This window comes from Burkholderia sp. FL-7-2-10-S1-D7 (assembly GCF_001524185.1).
Lineage (GTDB): Bacteria > Pseudomonadota > Gammaproteobacteria > Burkholderiales > Burkholderiaceae > Burkholderia > Burkholderia diffusa.
In genome coordinates, this window is sequence record NZ_LOWY01000062.1 from 1 (window position 1) to 18,136 (window position 18,136).

Here is an 18,136-nt window from a genome sequence, read left to right on the forward strand (position 1 = left end):
GTTGGCAATCGCGCGGTGCTGTCGGACCTGATCACCTACCAGGACGATCCCAGTCAGCCGCATACCCACCTGGGCACCCTGGTGGACGAAGCGGGCCGCATCACCGGCCTGTGGCTGATGGGCGAGCACGAACCCCTGCGCCGTCTGAGCCTGTACCGCTATGACGAAGCGGGAGACCTCACGCTGGCACAAGACGAGAATGCCGCCGCGTGGACGTACCAGTACCAGCACCACCTGATCACCCGTTACACCGACCGCACCGGCCGCGGCATGAACCTGGTGTGGCAGGGAGACGGCGCGGACGCTAAAGCGGTGCGCGAGTGGGCCGATGACGGCAGCTTCGACACCCGCCTGGAATGGGACGAGAACATTCGCCTTACCTACGTGATCGATGCTCACGGCCAGGAGACCCGGCACTACTACGACAGCCTTGGTTACACCTACCGCATTGTTCACCCGGGCCAGCGCTCGGAATGGTTCTTCCGGGACAGTGCCAAGAACGTTGTCCAACACATCGACAGCGCAGGTCATGTCAATCGCTTTGCGCATGATGAGAACGGCAACCTGCTGGAGCACATCCGTGCGGACGGCACCACCGTTCATTACGCGTGGGATAGCAAAGACCAGCTCATCAAGATCAGCGACGCTGAGGGCGGCCTCTGGCTGCGCGACTACGATACCCGCGGTCGGCTCACGGAGGCCATCGACCCGCTGGGCAACAAGACCGAGTACGCGTACAACCTGATGGGCCTGCCGATCGGCATCACCGATGCCAACGGCAAGACCAAGCAGCTCGAGTACAACAGCAGCGGCCAGCTCACCCGCTACGTGGACTGCTCGGCCAAAGCCAGCGAATGGGCCTACGACGCGCGCGGCCAGCTTGTGCAGTTCACCGACGCGGCAGGCCACGTCACCTGCTACCGCCACGAGCACGGCCAACTCGCCGCGATCCGCTACCCGGACGATACCGAAGAGCACTTCGAGCGCGACGCAGAGGGCCGGCTGCTAACCCACATCGACGCGCTGGGCCGGCGTACCGAATGGGACTACACCGAGGCCGGCCTGCTGGCCAAGCGGGTGGACGCCGCCGGCCAGTCCCTGCTCTACCAGTGGGACAAGCTCGGCCAGCTCACCGCGCTGCGCAACGAGAACGGCCGCGATGCCGAGTTCCACTACGACCCGGTGGGCCGTCTGCTGGCGGAAACCGGCTTTGACGGCGCCATCACGCGCTACGAGTACGAGGAGGCGACCGGCAAACTGGCGCGAGCCATCGACGGGCAGCGCATCACCGCCTATACCTTCGATCCGATGGGCCGCCTCACCGAGCGGCGCGCTGCGCTGCAAACCGGCGACGCGAGCCCGCGCCAGCAAGACTGGCAGGTCGAGACCTTCGCCTACGACCTCAACGGTAACCTGGCACTGGCCAGCAACGCCGACAGCCGCCTGCAATGGTTCCACGACCCGGCTGGCAACCTGGTGCGTGAGCACCAGCACTACACCCGCCTGGGCCAGCCGCTGGTGGGTGTGTGGCAGCACGAATACGACGCACTGAACCAGCGCATCGCCACCGTGCGCCCGGACGGCCACCGTGTCAGCTGGCTCACCTACGGCAGCGGCCACCTGCTGGCTCTCCAGTTGGATGAACGAGAACTGGTGAGCTACGAGCGCGACGACCTGCATCGCGAAGTCGCACGGCTGCAAGGCAACCGGCTGCTGCAAACGCAGCAGTGGGACGCCATGGGGCGGCTCAGCGAGCAGGTGCTTGCCCACGAATCCAAAGGCCCGGTCGGGCAAACCGCAGGCGGCAACCGCCTGCTGGTGCGTCGCTACCGCTACGACGCCAGTGGCCAGCTCACCGACATCAACGACACGCGGCGCGGCCAGCTCGCCTACCGCTACGATCCGGTGGGCCGCCTGCTCGAAGCGCACAGCCGGCTCGGCCACGAGACGTTTGACTTCGATCCGGCCAGCAACCTGATCGACCCGGAAACCCTGCGCGAAGCCGAGCGCCAGCGCATGCCGCGCATCAAGGCGCTGGATAACCTGCTCAAGCAATACGCGGGTACCCACTACCAGTACGACGCGCGCGGCAACCTCACGCAGCGCTGGCACAACGGCAAGGAGGGTCGCTTCACCTGGGACCTGTTCGACCGGCTCACGCATTATGAGGACGAGCGCCTGAAGGTCGACTACACCTACGATGCGCTCGGGCGGCGCCTGTCCAAGCACAGCCAGGCGCACTACGAGGAAAGAAGCGAAGCGGGGCCACACTGGAACCGCGCCGAGCGTGTGAAACGCAACCGCGCGCTGCAATGCGGCTTCACGTTATATGGCTGGGATGGCGACACGCTGGCGTGGGAGAGCAAGATCGCCGACGAGGACGGCTTCGGTGCGCGCACCACCCACTACGTGTACGAGCCGGGCAGCTTCGTGCCGGTGGCGCAGGCGGTGCGCGAGGAGGCCATCGAATTGCTCGACCAGCCGGAGTACGGCGATTACTACCGGCAGGATGAAGACCCGCTATGGCTGCCGCCGCCGCCCGCACCAGCCATCGACGGCCTGGCGTGGTACCAGTGCGATCACCTCGGCACGCCGCAGGAGCTGACCGACGAGCACAGCGAGATTACGTGGAGCGCGGAGTACCGTGCCTGGGGCGTCGCGCAGGAGGTGATCCGCAAGGCCTCGGGGAAGGTGCCGATCGCCAATCCCATCCGGTTCCAGGGGCAGTACCATGACCATGAGACGGGGCTGCACTACAACCGGCATCGGTACTATGATCCGCACGGCGCTCGTTATGTAACTAAAGACCTGCTTGGTTTTGCTGGCGGACTCAATCTTTATCTCTACGCGGGCGGGAATCCGCTAACTTCACTTGACCCACTGGGGCTGGACACTGTTGTTATTCATGGTCGAGGCATATTAAGCAATCCGTTTGGCCATGTTGCAATTGGATTTACTGGTCAGGGAGTCTATAGTTTCGGCACTGGAACTCGAGAAGGAAGCGGTGTAACTGATTATCTTGCAAAGCAAGCCAAGTATCGAGATACTACGATATATATAATTAAGACAACGCCAGAGCAAGAGGCTCATATGCTGGATGAAATAAAAAGATACACAGGGAAGCCGCTTCCCGACCCTACTAAAAATCCAGGCGCAGCCGCCCGAGACACATGCGCAACACGAACTCAAAATGCCCTTGAAGCAGGCGGCATTACATCTATTTTTGTTCCATATACGAGCCCTTTCCCTATAGACACCGGGGCAATTGCCCGCAGAAACTCAATATCAATAATTGACATCCCAAAGGGATCGGGAGTTCCTGAAGAAATGTTCATCTTCAACAAATAGCGAGTCCATATGCTCAGGCGTAGAAATATATGGGTCTTTATTGCCTCCATTCTTGCAGGGTGTGACTTTCTCGGAATGAAGAACGAAGCCATCAATAAACACGAGTACTCTATCGTGCAAGCTGTCGAGTATAACTATCGAGATGTTGAGAACAGTGCACCCTACATTCTTCTGCCTGGGGCGCTACAAACCGAGAGAACGGTCGTCGGCTTTCCGATTAAGGGACAAAACAGAGGGTACGCAATGATTTTGGCAGATGCCATTGGCAATCCTAAAGTAAAAATTTTACCCGATGACGTTCCGTTTTTAGTTACCAAACACGCACTTTCCGAGATACGAGAAAAGATCAAACTCTCCGATGAGGTTGATAAATATCTTGCCGCACAGATAGAGCCTCCTGGTCAGATTCAGGATTAATGTACTTGTCTTGATCGGCCGAATGAGTCAGATTTAGTTCTCCGTCGATGGAGAAAGAAGTATCAGTGCGATCACCTTGGTCCACCGCAGGAACTGACGGACGAGCAGAGCGAGATTGCGTGGAGCGCGGAGTACCGTTCTTGGGCGTCGCGTATGGGGCGATCCGCAAGGCATCGGGGAAGGCACTGATCACCAATCCCATCCGGTTCCCGGGGCAATACCATAACCATGAGTCGGGGCTGCATTACAACCGATGTCGGCATTATGATCCGGAGGCGGCGCGGTATATCAGCCTGGATCCAATTGGCTTACGAGGCGGGCTAAATCTATACGCATACGGCCAAAGTAATCCTGTCGCGCGAGTCGATCCGCTCGGTCTTCAGGCGAGGGGGACAGTTCTCCTTGGGATGGGACATTTATACAAAGCTAATGCGACGCCACCGAGACCTGCGCTTGCCCACCATCCTCAAGCAAGACTTCTACTGATTGATATTTCCGACAACCCAATTCCAGCAGATTTACTACGCGGGTGTTTGGCCTGGAGTAAATATCCCTATAGATGCTCCGCAATCCTATTGTTCCGCGGGCTACTATGGCGATGATCCTCTTTCGGATCTTAGGCCGACGGATGATTCCGGCCTTACTTGCAAGGCACGTCCCAAACATTACAATCAATCGTATTCTGTATTTGGAGATAATTCCCGTAAATTTACGTGCACCGCACTGGGAGGACTGTAATGCCGCGCATCGTAAGGTTAAATTTATTTACTATTTTTTTGGCACTTTCTTTTATTTTCTTTATCACAATGAGTGGGCGGCAAACCTACCAGGAAAAATGGCATCATTGTGTTGAAAAATGCAAAAAGATAGACATGTTTGGGAAATTAGAGCCAAACCATCCCCAATACGGAAGAAAGATTTCAAATAGCCTTGAATGCCGCTGTTACTAACCACACGACAAAACAAGAAGATGCGTCTACAACCGCCATCGCCATTTCATCCTCCAACGCGGCAGACCAACATCGCAAGATCAGATCAAATTGGATAGCAGCATAATCTCATATGCCAATATCAAAAAACCTGACACCCGAATTGATCTACTCGACTTACAGAAAACTGGGGCAGCGCCACACGGAATGGGCAACCTGCATCATAACGATACCCGAAACTCCATCGATACCATAAAACTCTACCGACAGAAGCGCATTGGGAGAGATATCCAATTTCCCTTGCCCCCTTCAGCAAGTCCTCGGCGAATGGGTCGGCGTAAACATGGCATGGACGATGCCTGAATCATATTGCACCGCGGGCTACTATGGCGACGATCGGTTAGGAGATTTTCGCCCAACTGATAATTCCGGATTTAGCCACAAAAACAAACCCCAAAAGAACAATAACTTTTTCATCAAAGGAAAAGATGTCAGAAAATTTACCCACAAAAAGTAAAAATTCCTACGAATTAAACTCATGAAAAATTATATCAATATTATTTTGTATACAGGTTCATCCTTGCTGGTTATGGTTTTTATCGCAACAAAATGCGGCATACCAAGCCTTCAGGATGCCAGACAGCGATGCATAGATGATTGTGGCAAGCGCGGAATGTTCGGTCGCTTGAATGCCCCTGCCAGTTATTCTCCGCGACAGACCGCCCTGAACTATGAGTGTAAATGCTATTAAATTTCACATTAAATTAGCTTACCCAGGATTACCCGACGCACTTGTGAAGGAAAGCAGGACAACAGTGGGCTGACCCCGTGAAGTTGGACATGTAAATTAGGCCGCCACGCTCCTCCGTCGGTGGCGTCAACGAAAAATCCCAACATGGCGGGCGTGCTTAACTATGTAACAGATCCTCCCTTCGCATCCGACGCACTTCCGCCAGGACAATGGTTGGGGGGGGAGGGGAAACTTCCCTTGGCAGGAGCCGCAGACATATTGCCATTCAAGATATCACGAGGGCGACGCATTTCAGAATGACAAGGCAATCGACGATTAAAATTTGATACGCAAGAAAAGAATACAACATTTAAAACGGGAATTTTCAGTGAGAGGCACGAACAAGAGGGAATTCATTTCACGAAAAAGGCATTGAGATGAAGCAAATGGCGAAGATTTTTTTATACATTTTTCTTTTTGCTTTGGCGGTGCTGTTTGTCGTGGCAAAATTTAGCGAGCCAAACATAAATGAGCGAGAGGGTCAATGCCTCAAGGCGTGTGGCGACCGCGGCATGTTTGGGATCTTGGAGGCACCTTTTCCAAATTCGACTAGGAGCACCGTCGCAAATTACACGTGTAAGTGTTATTGAGTGTGATCATGGACGATGGAGGCTTACAGAAGCTGCGGGAGACTGCCGTCAAGAGCGCATGCCTGCTGGAAGGACGGGTGGGATGGCGACACGCCGGCGTGGGAAAGCAAGATCGCCGACGAGGACGGCTTCGGCGCACGCACTACGTCTACGAGCCCGGCAGCTTTGTGCCGGCGGCGCAGGCGGTGCGCGAGGAAGCCGTCGAATTGCTCGACCAGCCCGAGTACGGCGATTACTACCGGCAGGATGAAGACCCGCTATGGCTGCCGCCGCCGCCCGCACCAGCCATCAACTGCCTGGCGTGGTATCAGTGCGATCACCTCGGCACGGCGCAGGAGCTGACTGATGAGCACAGCGAGATTGCGTGGAGTGCGGAGTACCGTGCGTGGGGTGTTGCGCAGAAGGCAATCAGAAAGACCTCGGGGAAGGCGCCGATCGCTAACCCTATCCGGTTCCAGGGGCAGTACCATGACCACGAGACGGGACTGCACTACAACCGGTATCGGTACTATGATCCGCACGGCGCTAGCCCCCGAATATCTCCGATCCGATATCGCGATTTTCCGTATTGAGCGCGCGCGGCTAGACCGGCGACGCATTCGCGACGCAGCATCGTCGTACGGCAACGCGACACGCCCTCACACAAACGATTCCGGGAGATGAGCCATGTCCGACCGGCATGCGTGCAGAGGCGCGCTCAAGACACTCGGCCTCGCGGCCGGCACCGCGCTGCTCGCCGCCGCGCGCCCCGCTCACGCCGCCGCGCCCGAAGCCGGCGCGCTTTGTCACGGCGCGGACGGCCAGGTGCAATCGAGCAGCGGCAAGCCGCTCTTTCCGGCGCTCTAGGGCGCACGCTCGTTCAACTGGGGCGCGGGCATGGGCGACATCTGCAACGCGGCCGGTTTCGTGAAGGCCAACATGCCGCTCGGGCTCGGCGGCACGCTGACCGATCAGCAAGCGTGGGACGTCGCGACCTTCATGGACAATCACGAGCGCCCGCAAGCCCCCCGCTTCACCGGCTCGCTGCAGGACACGTGCGCGAAATGCCACGACACGCCCGACTCGATGTACGGGCGCGAGGTGAACGGCCGCGTGCTCGGCGCGCCATGAGACCCGGCTGGCCCGAGCGGCGCGGCATGCCTGATCACGGATGCCAGCGATACACGACGAGGCTCGACCCGTTGTAGTTGTCCTTCGTGATCACGTATTCGCCGGTCGAGCGCAGGTACGCACGGATGCCGTACATCGAGTCGACGTCGTTGCCGACGTCCATCGCCGACGTGTTCGAATTCGTCAGCGTGGTCACGAGGCTGCCGGTGTTCAGGTCGAACACGTCGACGTTCGGCACCGTGTGCACGTAGCCGACGAACAGGTAGTGGCCGGCAGCCGCCATCGATTTCGGGTTCGCGCTCGTCAGGTTGATCGCGACGTTCGGCGTGCTCGTGTTGCCGGCCTTCCAGCCGCGATAGACCTCGATGTGCCCGTTCATCGCTGTCCAGTCCCAGCTGCCCGAGATGCCCTGCGCGAGGATCATCGTGTCGCTGTCGGCCTGGTAGATGATTCGTGTGAGCGGCAGCACGGTGCGCGGAATCGGGATCTGCACCGGCTTGCCCCATGTCGGTTTCCCGATCGCGTCGAAACCCGTCATCGGATAGTGCGAAATGTTGTTGGTGCGATCGAGCCCGGCCCACACGTCGCCGTTGTCGTCGAGCGCAAAACCGGCCGTGACCTGCAGCGTCGTGTTGAACGGCTTGCCGGGAATCGAGCCGTCCGGAATCGCGATGTAGCCGCTCGCGCCGTTGAAGTGATAGATGTTGTAGTTGCCCGGATTCTGTCCTGTCGCGACCAACATCCGCGTGCCGTTCACCAGCGCGAGCTGGCCGAAATGCTGGCCGCGCTGATAGTCGTTCATGTCGAGGCGCGGGTCCTTCGGATAGCTGAACGGATCGACTGTGTTCGCGACGAACGTGCCGCCCGCGGTGCCGGTGTACACGGTGTTGCCGCTATAGAAGAACGCGCCGTCGGTTAGCGGATCGGGCGCGGCGGCGCCCTCGAAGTTCAGCGCCTGCAGCTTCCATTGCAGCGCCCCAGTCGGGCTGTACGAATGAAGGTCGGTGCTGCCGTTGCGTCCGAGATCCCAGCCGCCGCCCCACGCGTTGTTCAGCACGTACAGGTTGCCTGCCGCGTCCTTGCCGATGCCGGCGACGCGCGTGAAGCGCTTGTCGCCGACCTGCCCCTTGATGCCCGATGTCGTGTCGAGATACCCGCCCTGCACGCCGAACGTGCCGAGCTGCACGGGCTGGCCCACGAGCGTGTAGATCTTGATGTTCATGTCGGGGCCTTCGTCGCCCACCAGCAACTGCCCGTTCGGCGCGTCGAAATACAGCGACGCCGGCCGCGCGCGGGCCGCCATCTGGATCGTGCTCATCGCCGTGCCCGTCGGGCTGAACTGCGCGACAACACCCGCGCTCTTGCGCGCGACCCACAGATTGCCGCCCGCATCGAGCGCCAGCGCGCCGGGGCCCGATACGCCGATGTCGCGCTGCCACACGCCGTCCGTCGTGTAGACGCGCACGCGGTTACCGTAGAAGTCGCTCACGTACAGCAGGTTGCCGGTCGTCGCGAGGCCCGTGATCACGTCCGCGTACTGGATGCCCGTCCACGTGCTGACAGGAATGCGCAGGTCGCGCTGGTTCGTACTGCGGTTGTAGCGGCCGACCGAGCCGCTGCCGAACGTGCGGTTGTAACCGAGCGCGACGAACAGCGAGTTCGCGTTGCCGGTGATCGCGCCACCCTGGAATTCGTCATGGATGCCGATCGTGCCGAGCGTCTGCCCGTTCTGGTAGATCGCGACGCCGCCCGCGTTCTCGTCCCAGCGCGACGCCGTATAGATCACGCCCTCGGGCGCGACCCAAAGCGAGCGCGCATCGTTGCCGACGTGCGCGGCGAGCGTGCCGAACGTGTTCGCGAGCCAGTCCGTCGTGTATTGCACTTGTGCGTGACCGACCGGCGCCAGCATTGCCATGCACAGCCCGAGCAATGCCGCACGAATTTGTTTCGATAACATGAATGATGCTCCCGGACGATCCTTTCTTGACACTCTAATTCGCCACCTATGAAATATTGGTGATCTTTTCAAAAACCGATTCAATTGCGCTGCGAATGATTCATTACGTTCCTTTACCGCGCGATGGCGGTTGACCGAAGACGCATCGCTCCGGGCTTCATATCGCAGATCCCCGCCGGACAGAGCTCTCGCGAGCCACGTCTTCCGGCATTTTCTTCCGAAACACCTAATCAGAATGCGTCATTTTTCCTGATTCGCGCGCATTGAATTTCCATTGCCTTCGAATCGATTAAATGATTACAAATCGAAATTAAAATGAAAGAAAAAAATATTGTCCCGCGCGCACTGCATTGCCGGGAAATCGTGAATATATGAAATAAGGCGATGTGCGGCGCAATGCCGTTGCCGATGAAGATGCGGATGAGGAGCGAGATATACCGCGGGTGCGGCGAAGGAGAGATGGACAGCGATGATGAGGAAGGCCGCGCCCCGGGCGGGCGGCGGTTCAGGTCAGCTCGCTCTGTCGGGCGTCGCGCCGTCCCAACCGTCGAGGTACCTGGGCAGCGCAGCGACGACGTCGATCGCGCGCTGCCGGTGAAACAGACATCGATCAGCAGCGGGCCACGCAACCGGCGGCCCGCATCGAACGTGAGCCGTCAGAACTTCTGGCGCAGGCCGAGGCTGACGATCGCCTGCGACCGCGAGTCGGACGAGTGGCTGTTCGCCTTGTCCGACACCGATGCGGTCGCGGCCACCGGCCGGCCGAGCGCGTCGAGCGTCGTGCCGGACGCATGCTGGTACGCGCCGAGCAGGTACACGCTGGTGCGCTTCGACAGGTCGTAGACCGCGCCGAGCGTGACGTTGTGATACTGCGCGCGGTTGTCGATGCCGTCGACGTCGCTGCCGCGCGTGTAGCTGTAGCCCGCGAACAGCTGCGTCTGCGGCTGCACGTTCCAGCGCGTGAACACGCCCGCGACGTTGAAGGTCGCGTGGCCGTTGAACAGCGACTGCGCACCGCTGCGGTACTGCACGTTGCTGTAGTTCACGCCGACAACGGCCGGGCCGAAGTCGTACGTCGCGCCGGTCGCGATGATCTGCTGCGACTGCGCGCTCGCATAGCCTTCGTTGATCGACGAGTTGAACAGGCCGTCGTCGGTGCTCTGCCACTTGCCGGCCGTCGGGTCGGTCGCGCCCGTCTTGCTGTTGTCCGAACGCTCGTAGCCGACGCCCACGCGCAGCGGCCCCGCCGCGTATGCCGCGCCGATGCTCCACGTGTTGCGCTGCTTCATGCTGCCCGGCTGGCTGCCGAAGCCATACAGCGCGCCGAACGTGAAGCCCGAGTAGTTCGCGCTCGTGTACTTGATCGAACTGTCGACGCGCGCGGTCTGGTCGAGGTCGTCGATGTCGCCTGGGTGCGCGCCGAAACCGCCGATGAACGACGACGGGCCGACCGGGCTCACGAAGTCGTCGAGCGACGTGTACTGGCGGCCGAGCGTGACCGTGCCGTAGCGGTCGCTGCCGACGCCGACGAAGGCCTGCCGGCCGAACTGGCGACCGCCCTGACCCGACGTGCCGTTGGTGATGTCGAAGCCGTTCTCGAGCACGAACAGCGCGCGCATCCCGCCGCCGAGATCCTCGGAACCCTTGATGCCCCAGCGGCTGCCGGACAGGTTGCCGGTGGTCAGGCCGACGCTCGAATGCCCCGTATAAGCGCCCGGCGAGCCGACCCGTTCGTTGCTGCGATAGGTCACGCCCGCGTCGACGATGCCGTACAGCGTGACGGAGCTTTGCGCGGATGCGATGCCCGCGAGCGAGAGCAGCAGCGGTGCTGCGATCAGTTGCTTGTTCATGGTTTTTTAGCGTCTCCGGGCGGTGAACCCGTTGTTCTATGCGAGTAGCGTGTGCGGCCGGAAGCCCCGCCGGCATGCGACGCTGGCCGCGTCCGCACACGGGAACGCGCGCGTGCGATACGCGCGCGCGACGTCGCGGCGAGCATGCCCGCCACGGCCGCCATGGTAGTTGGAACCGGTTCCCGTCAACAGCGCAATAATGAAAACAACTTTTTGCGAGAATCGAGATAATCGGTCGCGCAGCGAACGCCGCTGTACAGCGCGACAACGCGCGCCCGATAATCGAGCACCCGCGTTCCACAGGGAGCCTTCGGCGTGCATCAAATGACCCTGCTGATCTTCGCCGCCGTCGCGTTCGTCGGAATCGCGACGCCAGGCCCGACCGCGCTGCTCGCGCTGGCCGGTTCGCTCGCGCTGTACCGGCGTCATGCTGCGTAGGCGCAGGCGCGTCGGCATGCGCGCCGCATCGTGCGTGATGGGTCCGCGATGAGGATCGCCGCGCCGCCCCGCTCCGGTTTCCCCGGCCTGTCGCTCCGGCAGCTCGACCGCGCGGATCTCGACGCGTGGTACGCGTACCTGTCGAAACACGACGTCGTCCGCCACACGAGCTGGAACCTGCATGCGCGCGACGATCTGCTGCCGCTGTTCGACGATATCGAGTCGACTCATCCGGATTCGATCCGCCGTCTCGCAATCGTCGACGACGCGTCAGGCGCGCTCACGGGGACGATCGGACTGCATACGGTGTCCACCGCGAACCGCTCGGCCGAGATCGCGTACGACCTCGCACCGTCGCACTGGGGGCGCGGAATCGCGAGCGCGCTGTGCGCAAGCGTCACCGCGTGGGCGTTCGCCGAAGGCGGCTTCATGCGCATCCAGGGCGTCGTGCTGAGCAGCAACACCGGCTCCGCGCGCGTCCTGCAGAAATGCGGCTACCGGTACGAAGGGTTGTTGCGCGCGTACCGGATCGTGCGCGGCGTGCCGGGCGATTTCGCGATGTACGCACGCATCGCGACCGACTGAAACTCGCCGCGCGTCGCGTCACCGACGCGATTGGACGAACCGCACCGAATTCGCGACAATCGCCGTTCCCCGCCTCGATTTGCTCACCATGAAAATCGCCGCGCTGTCCGACATCCACGGCAACCTCGCCGCGCTCGACGCGGTGCTCGACGACGTGCGTCGTCGCGGCGCCGACGTGATCGTCAACCTCGGCGACATCGTGTCGGGCGCGCTCCATCCGGCCGAAACGGCCGACCGCCTGATCGCGCTCGACCTGCCAACCATCAAGGGCAATCACGAACGGCAACTGCTGACCGGCGATCGCGACACGATGCGGCTGTCCGATCGCTGGGCGCACGATGCGCTGCGCGACGACCATCGCGCGTGGATCGCCGCGCTGCCCGAGCGCCTGACGCTCGACGACGACGTGTTGATGGTGCACGGCACACCCGCCAGCGACCTCGTCTATTTCCTCGAAACGGTGACGCCCGACGGCTGCCGCGCGGCGACGCCCGATGAAATCGCGCAGCGCGCGGGCGACGCGCCGGCGTCGCTGATCCTGTGCGGCCACACGCATATGCCGCGCATCGCGAAGCTCGACGACGGCCGTGTGATCGTCAACCCGGGCAGCGTCGGGCTGCAGGCGTACATGGACGATCTTCCGCATCCGCACCGGATCGAAACCGGTTCGCCGCATGCACGCTATGCCATGGTGTCGCGCACGTCGGCCGGCTGGCACGCCGAGTTCCATGCGGTCGAATACGACTGGCATACGGCCGCCGCCACCGCGGCATCGCGCGGCCGCGACGACTGGGCCGTCGCGCTGCGCACCGGCCGGTGCTGACGCAGCGTCACGCGTTGTTCAACCCGCTTCGCTTCCCGGAAAACCACTCCGTCATGCCCGTTCCATCGCAACTGCTCTTCCTGTCCGGCGCGTCGGGCAGCACCGCGTTCTGGCACCCGCTCGCGAGCCGCCTCGCGCATCCGGCCGCGCGACGGATCGTCGGCTATCCGGGCTTCGGCGACACGCCTCGCGATTCGACCGTCGACGACTTCGACGGCCTCGTGCGCCATGTGCTGACCGCGATCGACCAGCCGACCGCCGTGATCGCGCAATCGATGGGCGGCGTGATCGCGATGCGCGCGGCGCTCGAACGTGCGGCGCTCGTCACGCACCTGGTGCTGACGGTCACGTCCGGCGGCCTCGACATGCAGGGGCTCGGCGCGCAGGACTGGCGCGCCGCCTTCGCGGAAGCGAACCCGCAGTTGCCCGACTGGTTCCTGACGTTTCGCGCCAACCTGTCGCATGACCTCGGCCGCATCGCGCAGCCGACGCTCCTGCTGTGGGGTGATGACGATCCGATCAGTCCGGTCGCGGCCGGCCGGCGCCTGCTCGAACGGCTGCCCGATGCGCGGCTGCATGTCGTGCCGGGCGGCCGCCACGATCTGGCGGCGGTGCATGCGGATACGCTTGCACCGCTTGTCGACGCGCATTTGCAGCGCGTGTGACGCGGGCCGCTTCGACGCGAAGCCCGCAATGCCCTTGACGCCGCATCACGCGGCGTTCGCCAGCGTCAACCGCGCTTCGAGCCCGCCGCCGTCCGGCCGGTTGCGCAACGTGAGCGTGCCGCCCATCGCGAGCGCGAGCTGACGCGCGATCGCGAGGCCGAGGCCCGTGCCACCCGTCTCGCGATTGCGCGACGTCTCCACGCGCCGGAACGGTTCGAACACCGCGTCGAGCTGATCGTCCGGAATGCCGGGGCCGCGATCGAGCACCGCAATGACCGCACCGCCGCCCGGTGCCGGCTGCACGTCGATCTCGGCCGCGCCCGCGAACTTGAGCGCGTTGTCGATGAGGTTGCCGACGATCCGGCGCAGCGCCTTCGGCCGCGCGACGAGCGCGAGCGGCCCGCCGCTGTGCAGCGCGACGTCCTGCCCCGCATCCGTGTAGTCGCACACGATGCTGTCGAGCAGTGCGTCGAGATCGATGCGGCGCGCGGCCTCTTCCGTGCCGTGCAGCGTGCGCGCATACGCGACGCCTTCCTTCACCAGATGCTCCATCTCGAGCAGATCCTGGCGCAGCTTCGCGCCCTGCGCGCCGTCGTCCATCACGTCGACGCGTAGCCGCATCCGCGTGATGGGTGTCTGCAAGTCGTGCGAGATCGACGCGAGGATCTGCATGCGCTCGGCCATGTACTGCGCGATGCGGTCCTGCATCGCGTTGAACGCGCGGGCTGCGCGCGCGACTTCGGACGGGCCGTCCTCGGTCAGGCGTTCGCCCTTCAGGTCGGGGCCGAGCGCGTCGGCCGCCTGCGCGAGCTGCTTCAGCGGCCGCGTCGCGAGCCGCACCGCGAGCCAGCAGCACGCGGCCAGAACCGCGAGCTGCAGCGCGAGCACGACCGGCAGCCAGCCCGACAGCGGCACCGTCGACATCGGGTGGATATCGATCGTCAGCGGCGAGCCGTCGGTCAGGCGCAGATGCACCTGCAGATGCTCGCGATCGCCGGGGAGCGCGTTCGCGGTCAGCGGGTAATCGCCGCCGATGCCGTCCGAGATCGAGCGCTCGACGCGCGCCGAGAGCCGCGCCTCCGGCGGCGTGCCCGTCTCGCCCGGCCCCAGGATGAACGCGTAGCTGCGCCGCGCGAGACGCGGCAGCCACGCGGCGCGCTGGTCGGGCGGCAGGTGGTCGAGCAGCGCGACCGAGCTCGCGACCTCGCGCTCGATGTAGCCCATCATCAGATTGGTGGTCGCCTGATCGCGCTCGGTCATGGTGAGCCAGAACGACAGGGTCTGCGCGAGCGCGAGGCCCACGCACAGGATCAGCGCGAGCCGCGCGAACAGCGAGCGCGGCCAGTGCCACAGCGTGAGCGTCTTCATGCGTCGCCTTCGACCGCGGTCACCGCCGCCGAGAACACGTAGCCCTCGTTGCGCAGCGTCTTGATGTAGCGCGGCTCGCGCGCGCCGTCCCGAAGGCGCTGCCGCAGCCGGCTCACGAGCAGGTCGATCGACCGGTCGAACGGATCGGACTGCCGGCCCTGCGTGAGGTTGAGCAACTGGTCGCGCGTCAGCACGCGCTGCGGATTGTCGAGGAACACCCGCAGCAGCCGATACTCGGCGCCGCTCAACGCGACCAGCGTGCCTTCGGTGTCGAGCAGGTGACGCCCCGTCGTGTCGAGCCGCCATTCGCCGAACGCCAGCATCGCGGCCGTCTCCGTCACCTGCATGCCGGGCGGCAGCATGCGCGCGCGGCGCAGCACCGAGCGGATCCGCGCGAGCAGTTCGCGCACCGCGAACGGCTTCGCGAGATAGTCGTCGGCGCCCATCTCGAGGCCGATGATGCGATCGGTTTCCTCGCCGCGCGCGGTCAGCATCAGCACCGGCACCGTCCGGAACTTGCCCGCGCGCAGGTCGCGACACAGCGTGAGGCCGTCCTCGCCGGGCATCATCAAATCGAGCACGATCAGGTCGGGCGCGCCGTCGTCGAGCGCGTTGCGCATCTCGCGGCCGTTCGCGGCAAGCGACACGCGCATGCCGTTCTTCTCCAGATAGTCCGCGATCAGTTCGCGGATCGCGCGATCGTCGTCGACGATCAGTACGTGGTCGATCTTGTCCATGAGTCGATGTCGTTGGCGTGACGTTCCGGCTGGCGATGTCCGCTGTTATACCGCATCGCAGGTGCGCGTTTGTATCCCAATGTATCGCGCCGCCGCGACGACACACAACATTGCACACGCGCGGCTTGCCGGACACACCGCAGATACGTCGGCGCGGCCCAATGAAGGCTGTCGAAACCTGTCCGGCCCGCGCACTCGCGCGGCGGCCGGCCGAACCGGAGAACCGTCATGCTGCCCAGACTCAGGACCGCCGCCCTCGTGATCGCCCTCGCCGCCACGGCAGGGCTCGCCGCATTCGCCGGCACCCGCGACGACGCGGGCACGACCACCTCGCTGGCCGGCACGCCCGCGCCCGACTTCACCGGCATCGAGCGCTGGCACAACAGCGCGCCGCTCAAGCTCGACCAGTTGCACGGCAAGGTCGTGCTGGTCGATTTCTGGACGTACTCGTGCATCAACTGCATTCATACGATTCCGTACGTGAACGACTGGTATCGGAAGTATCGCGACCAGGGGCTCGTCGTGGTCGGCGTGCATACGCCCGAGTATCCGTTCGAACGCGACGCGAAGAACGTCGCCGATGCGATCAAGCGCTTCGGCATCCAGTATCCGGTCGCGCAGGACAACCGCTACGACACGTGGCGTGCGTACGGGAACCAGTACTGGCCCGCGCTGTACCTGCTCGACGCGAACGGGAAGGTCGTCTATACGCGGTATGGCGAGGGCGGGTACGACAAGACGGAAGCGGCGATTCGGGGGGCGCTGGCGCAGGCAGCGCAGGGGGCCACGCGCACCCAGTAGGCGGCGGGCCAATTCACTTCGGCTTGTCGGCCGGGGGCAGCGGCTTCACGTCGAACTGCACGTCGAGGCCCTGCCGCTCCGCGTACGCGACGTAACCGTTGTCGAGCAGGCGGATGCGGCGGCCGGGCTCGATGTCCGGGTACTTGTCCGCATACGAAAAGTCGAGACCGTATGCAGCGAGCCGGACAACGTCCCGATCCAGCACCGCGGACGCGTAAGACCCGACCAACAGCGTAATGACGGCCGCCGAAACGAAGGCGCCCATTCCGTGATTGAACGCGCTTCGCTCCGTCGCCTCGACTTTCTCCAGCGACCGTGCGAGCCACCCAGTCGGGGTCAGCGCGAACATCGCGACCAGCGGACGGAACACCTGGCTCGTCATTGCGGCGAACACCGACATCACGAAGACGAGTATCAGGATCGACGCGGCAACGGCCGCCCACCCGATCGGGATCAGGAGCACCGTCAACAGTCCGACCGTCACGTCGAACGACTGCGGCGGCAGCTGCAGGTCCTTGCCGACGCACTGCCGTGCCCATCCGAGACACAGCGGCGCCAGCACCGCGCTTACCACGACGAGCGGCGCGGTGCCGACCTGCGACCGGCCGATCGCGAGCAGCTTCGGTACGATCCAGATCAGGAACCCAGCCATGAACAGCAACAGCGGCCCGGCGGCAAACAGCGACAGCGTGCCGGGGGTCGTCCGCGGAAGCAGGATCAGCACACCGGCAACAAGCATCAGCACCGACGTGCCCGCGGTGTAGCATTTCCCGGAAAGAGACTTCCGGTTCCACTTTTCCAGTGCGTTCGTGAGTAAGGTCATGGCGTTGGATGATGTCCGAGGTCCGATCGCCGCGCACCCGCCTCGTCTGCTGCGCCGCCGTCCAGGTGAACGTGCCAATGGCATGCGCGGCCAGGCGACCACACCATACACAAACCACCCCGCCCCGAGCAACGTCGTCCGCCCCCCTTCGACGTGCGACGAACCGGACGTCGCGCGCCACTGCCGGCGCTTGCCGCAATGCGCGCGACCGTCACACTGCGACCGCGCACCGCGTTTCTCACCCCCATTTCTTACCCCCGCTTCGCATCCGCCTCCGCCAGCATCGCCTCCCCGATCGCGAGATTCCCGTCCGCGATCAGCGCGTCGCCGGCGCCGCGGATATCGTCGACCGCCTTGTTCTGGCCGAGCTTGCGCTTGCCGACGAGCCGCGTGATCTCGATCTGCAGCCCGACGATCGACTGCAGCATCGTGTCGAGATAGTCCTTCGGCGCGTCGGCCATCTTCCAGGGCGCCGGCTGCGACGCCTCGTGCGTGCGCGTCAGCCGCGCGACCACGCGGCGCACGAACTTCTCGTCGTCGCGCACCGTGATGCGGCCGTGCGCATGCACGACCACGTAGTTCCACGTCGGCACCTGCCGATGCGCGGCGTGCTTGCTCGGGTACCAGTTCGGCGAAATGTACGCGTCGCCGGCGCGGAAGATCACGAGCACGCCGTCGCCGTTCGCGACCTCCTGCCAGACCGGATTCGCACGCGCGACGTGCGCATGCAGTTCGCCGAGGCCGCCGTCGCCCGGCAGCAACTCGAACGGGAGATGGTTCGCGTCGAGCCCGCTCTTCCCGTGCGTGACCAGGGTGCCGAACGGATGATCGACGATCAGTTCGCGCAGCACGTCGGGGCGGGATTCGGCGAAATCGGCAGGGACATACATGGCGGCTCCACGGTC

General features: G+C 63.2%; 15 protein-coding genes and 1 pseudogene. 10 read left to right on the forward strand and 6 right to left on the reverse strand.

Features of this window, described 5'->3' with window-relative positions; translation table 11 throughout:
• Positions 1 to 15 precede the first annotated feature (15 nt).
• From WS75_RS19845 to WS75_RS19860, 6 genes and pseudogenes are all read left to right on the forward strand, one after another.
• Entirely contained in the window at positions 16 to 3,348 is a 3,333-nt protein-coding gene (locus WS75_RS19845; protein ID WP_082729672.1) for an RHS repeat-associated core domain-containing protein, read from the forward strand.
• 75 nt (positions 3,349 to 3,423) lie between these two features.
• Complete coding sequence (locus WS75_RS33715; protein ID WP_156429832.1) at positions 3,424 to 3,765, forward strand: hypothetical protein; 342 nt, start codon at positions 3,424 to 3,426, stop codon at positions 3,763 to 3,765.
• 93 nt (positions 3,766 to 3,858) lie between these two features.
• Positions 3,859 to 3,954: a hypothetical protein gene (locus tag WS75_RS34660; RefSeq protein WP_257129420.1), complete on the forward strand. Its 96-nt coding sequence runs from the start codon at positions 3,859 to 3,861 to the stop codon at positions 3,952 to 3,954.
• 11 nt (positions 3,955 to 3,965) lie between these two features.
• Complete coding sequence (locus tag WS75_RS34960; RefSeq protein WP_306453409.1) at positions 3,966 to 4,367, forward strand: RHS repeat-associated core domain-containing protein; 402 nt, start codon at positions 3,966 to 3,968, stop codon at positions 4,365 to 4,367.
• 1,715 nt (positions 4,368 to 6,082) lie between these two features.
• Positions 6,083 to 6,646 carry an RHS repeat domain-containing protein gene (locus WS75_RS19855; protein ID WP_156429833.1) on the forward strand — a complete coding sequence of 188 codons (564 nt, stop codon included), beginning with the start codon at positions 6,083 to 6,085 and terminating at the stop codon, positions 6,644 to 6,646.
• A gap of 205 nt (positions 6,647 to 6,851) precedes the next feature.
• A pseudogene (locus tag WS75_RS19860) lies at positions 6,852 to 7,184 on the forward strand (c-type cytochrome); the annotation flags it as partial.
• Between the two features lie 34 nt (positions 7,185 to 7,218).
• Here WS75_RS19860 and WS75_RS19865 read toward each other — a convergent pair.
• Together WS75_RS19865 and WS75_RS19870 are read right to left on the reverse strand one after the other, a co-directional pair.
• Positions 7,219 to 9,141 carry an SMP-30/gluconolactonase/LRE family protein gene (locus WS75_RS19865; RefSeq protein ID WP_059682373.1) on the reverse strand — a complete coding sequence of 641 codons (1,923 nt, stop codon included), beginning with the start codon at positions 9,139 to 9,141 and terminating at the stop codon, positions 7,219 to 7,221.
• Between the two features lie 656 nt (positions 9,142 to 9,797).
• Entirely contained in the window at positions 9,798 to 10,991 is a 1,194-nt protein-coding gene (locus WS75_RS19870; protein WP_059682375.1) for a porin, read from the reverse strand.
• 486 nt (positions 10,992 to 11,477) lie between these two features.
• Here WS75_RS19870 and WS75_RS19875 point away from each other — a divergent pair, with 486 nt between their 5' ends.
• From WS75_RS19875 to WS75_RS19885, 3 genes are all read left to right on the forward strand, one after another.
• Positions 11,478 to 12,014: a GNAT family N-acetyltransferase gene (locus tag WS75_RS19875; RefSeq protein ID WP_059682377.1), complete on the forward strand. Its 537-nt coding sequence runs from the start codon at positions 11,478 to 11,480 to the stop codon at positions 12,012 to 12,014.
• Positions 12,015 to 12,102: 88 nt separating this feature from the next.
• Positions 12,103 to 12,837 carry a metallophosphoesterase family protein gene (locus tag WS75_RS19880; protein WP_059682379.1) on the forward strand — a complete coding sequence of 245 codons (735 nt, stop codon included), beginning with the start codon at positions 12,103 to 12,105 and terminating at the stop codon, positions 12,835 to 12,837.
• A 53-nt stretch (positions 12,838 to 12,890) separates the two neighbouring features.
• The gene (locus WS75_RS19885) at positions 12,891 to 13,502 is read left to right on the forward strand and encodes an alpha/beta fold hydrolase (RefSeq protein ID WP_059682381.1); all 612 of its coding nucleotides are present in this window, start codon (positions 12,891 to 12,893) and stop codon (positions 13,500 to 13,502) included.
• A gap of 45 nt (positions 13,503 to 13,547) precedes the next feature.
• Here WS75_RS19885 and WS75_RS19890 read toward each other — a convergent pair whose 3' ends face one another.
• The gene (locus WS75_RS19890; RefSeq protein ID WP_059682383.1) at positions 13,548 to 14,870 is read right to left on the reverse strand and encodes an ATP-binding protein; all 1,323 of its coding nucleotides are present in this window, start codon (positions 14,868 to 14,870) and stop codon (positions 13,548 to 13,550) included.
• Positions 14,867 to 15,607: a response regulator gene (locus tag WS75_RS19895; protein ID WP_059682386.1), complete on the reverse strand. Its 741-nt coding sequence runs from the start codon at positions 15,605 to 15,607 to the stop codon at positions 14,867 to 14,869. Before WS75_RS19895 ends, WS75_RS19890 begins: the two co-directional genes overlap by 4 nt.
• A gap of 228 nt (positions 15,608 to 15,835) precedes the next feature.
• Between WS75_RS19895 and WS75_RS19900 the strand changes: the two genes are divergently transcribed.
• Complete coding sequence (locus tag WS75_RS19900) at positions 15,836 to 16,408, forward strand: thioredoxin family protein (protein WP_059682389.1); 573 nt, start codon at positions 15,836 to 15,838, stop codon at positions 16,406 to 16,408.
• A 13-nt stretch (positions 16,409 to 16,421) separates the two neighbouring features.
• Here the strand turns inward: WS75_RS19900 and WS75_RS19905 are convergent, their stop codons facing one another.
• Complete coding sequence (locus WS75_RS19905) at positions 16,422 to 17,231, reverse strand: hypothetical protein (RefSeq protein ID WP_059682391.1); 810 nt, start codon at positions 17,229 to 17,231, stop codon at positions 16,422 to 16,424.
• Positions 17,232 to 17,482: 251 nt separating this feature from the next.
• A complete protein-coding gene (locus WS75_RS19910; RefSeq protein WP_059682393.1) occupies positions 17,483 to 18,121 on the reverse strand; it encodes an FMN-binding negative transcriptional regulator in 639 nt (212 codons plus the stop codon).
• Positions 18,122 to 18,136: the final 15 nt, after the last annotated feature.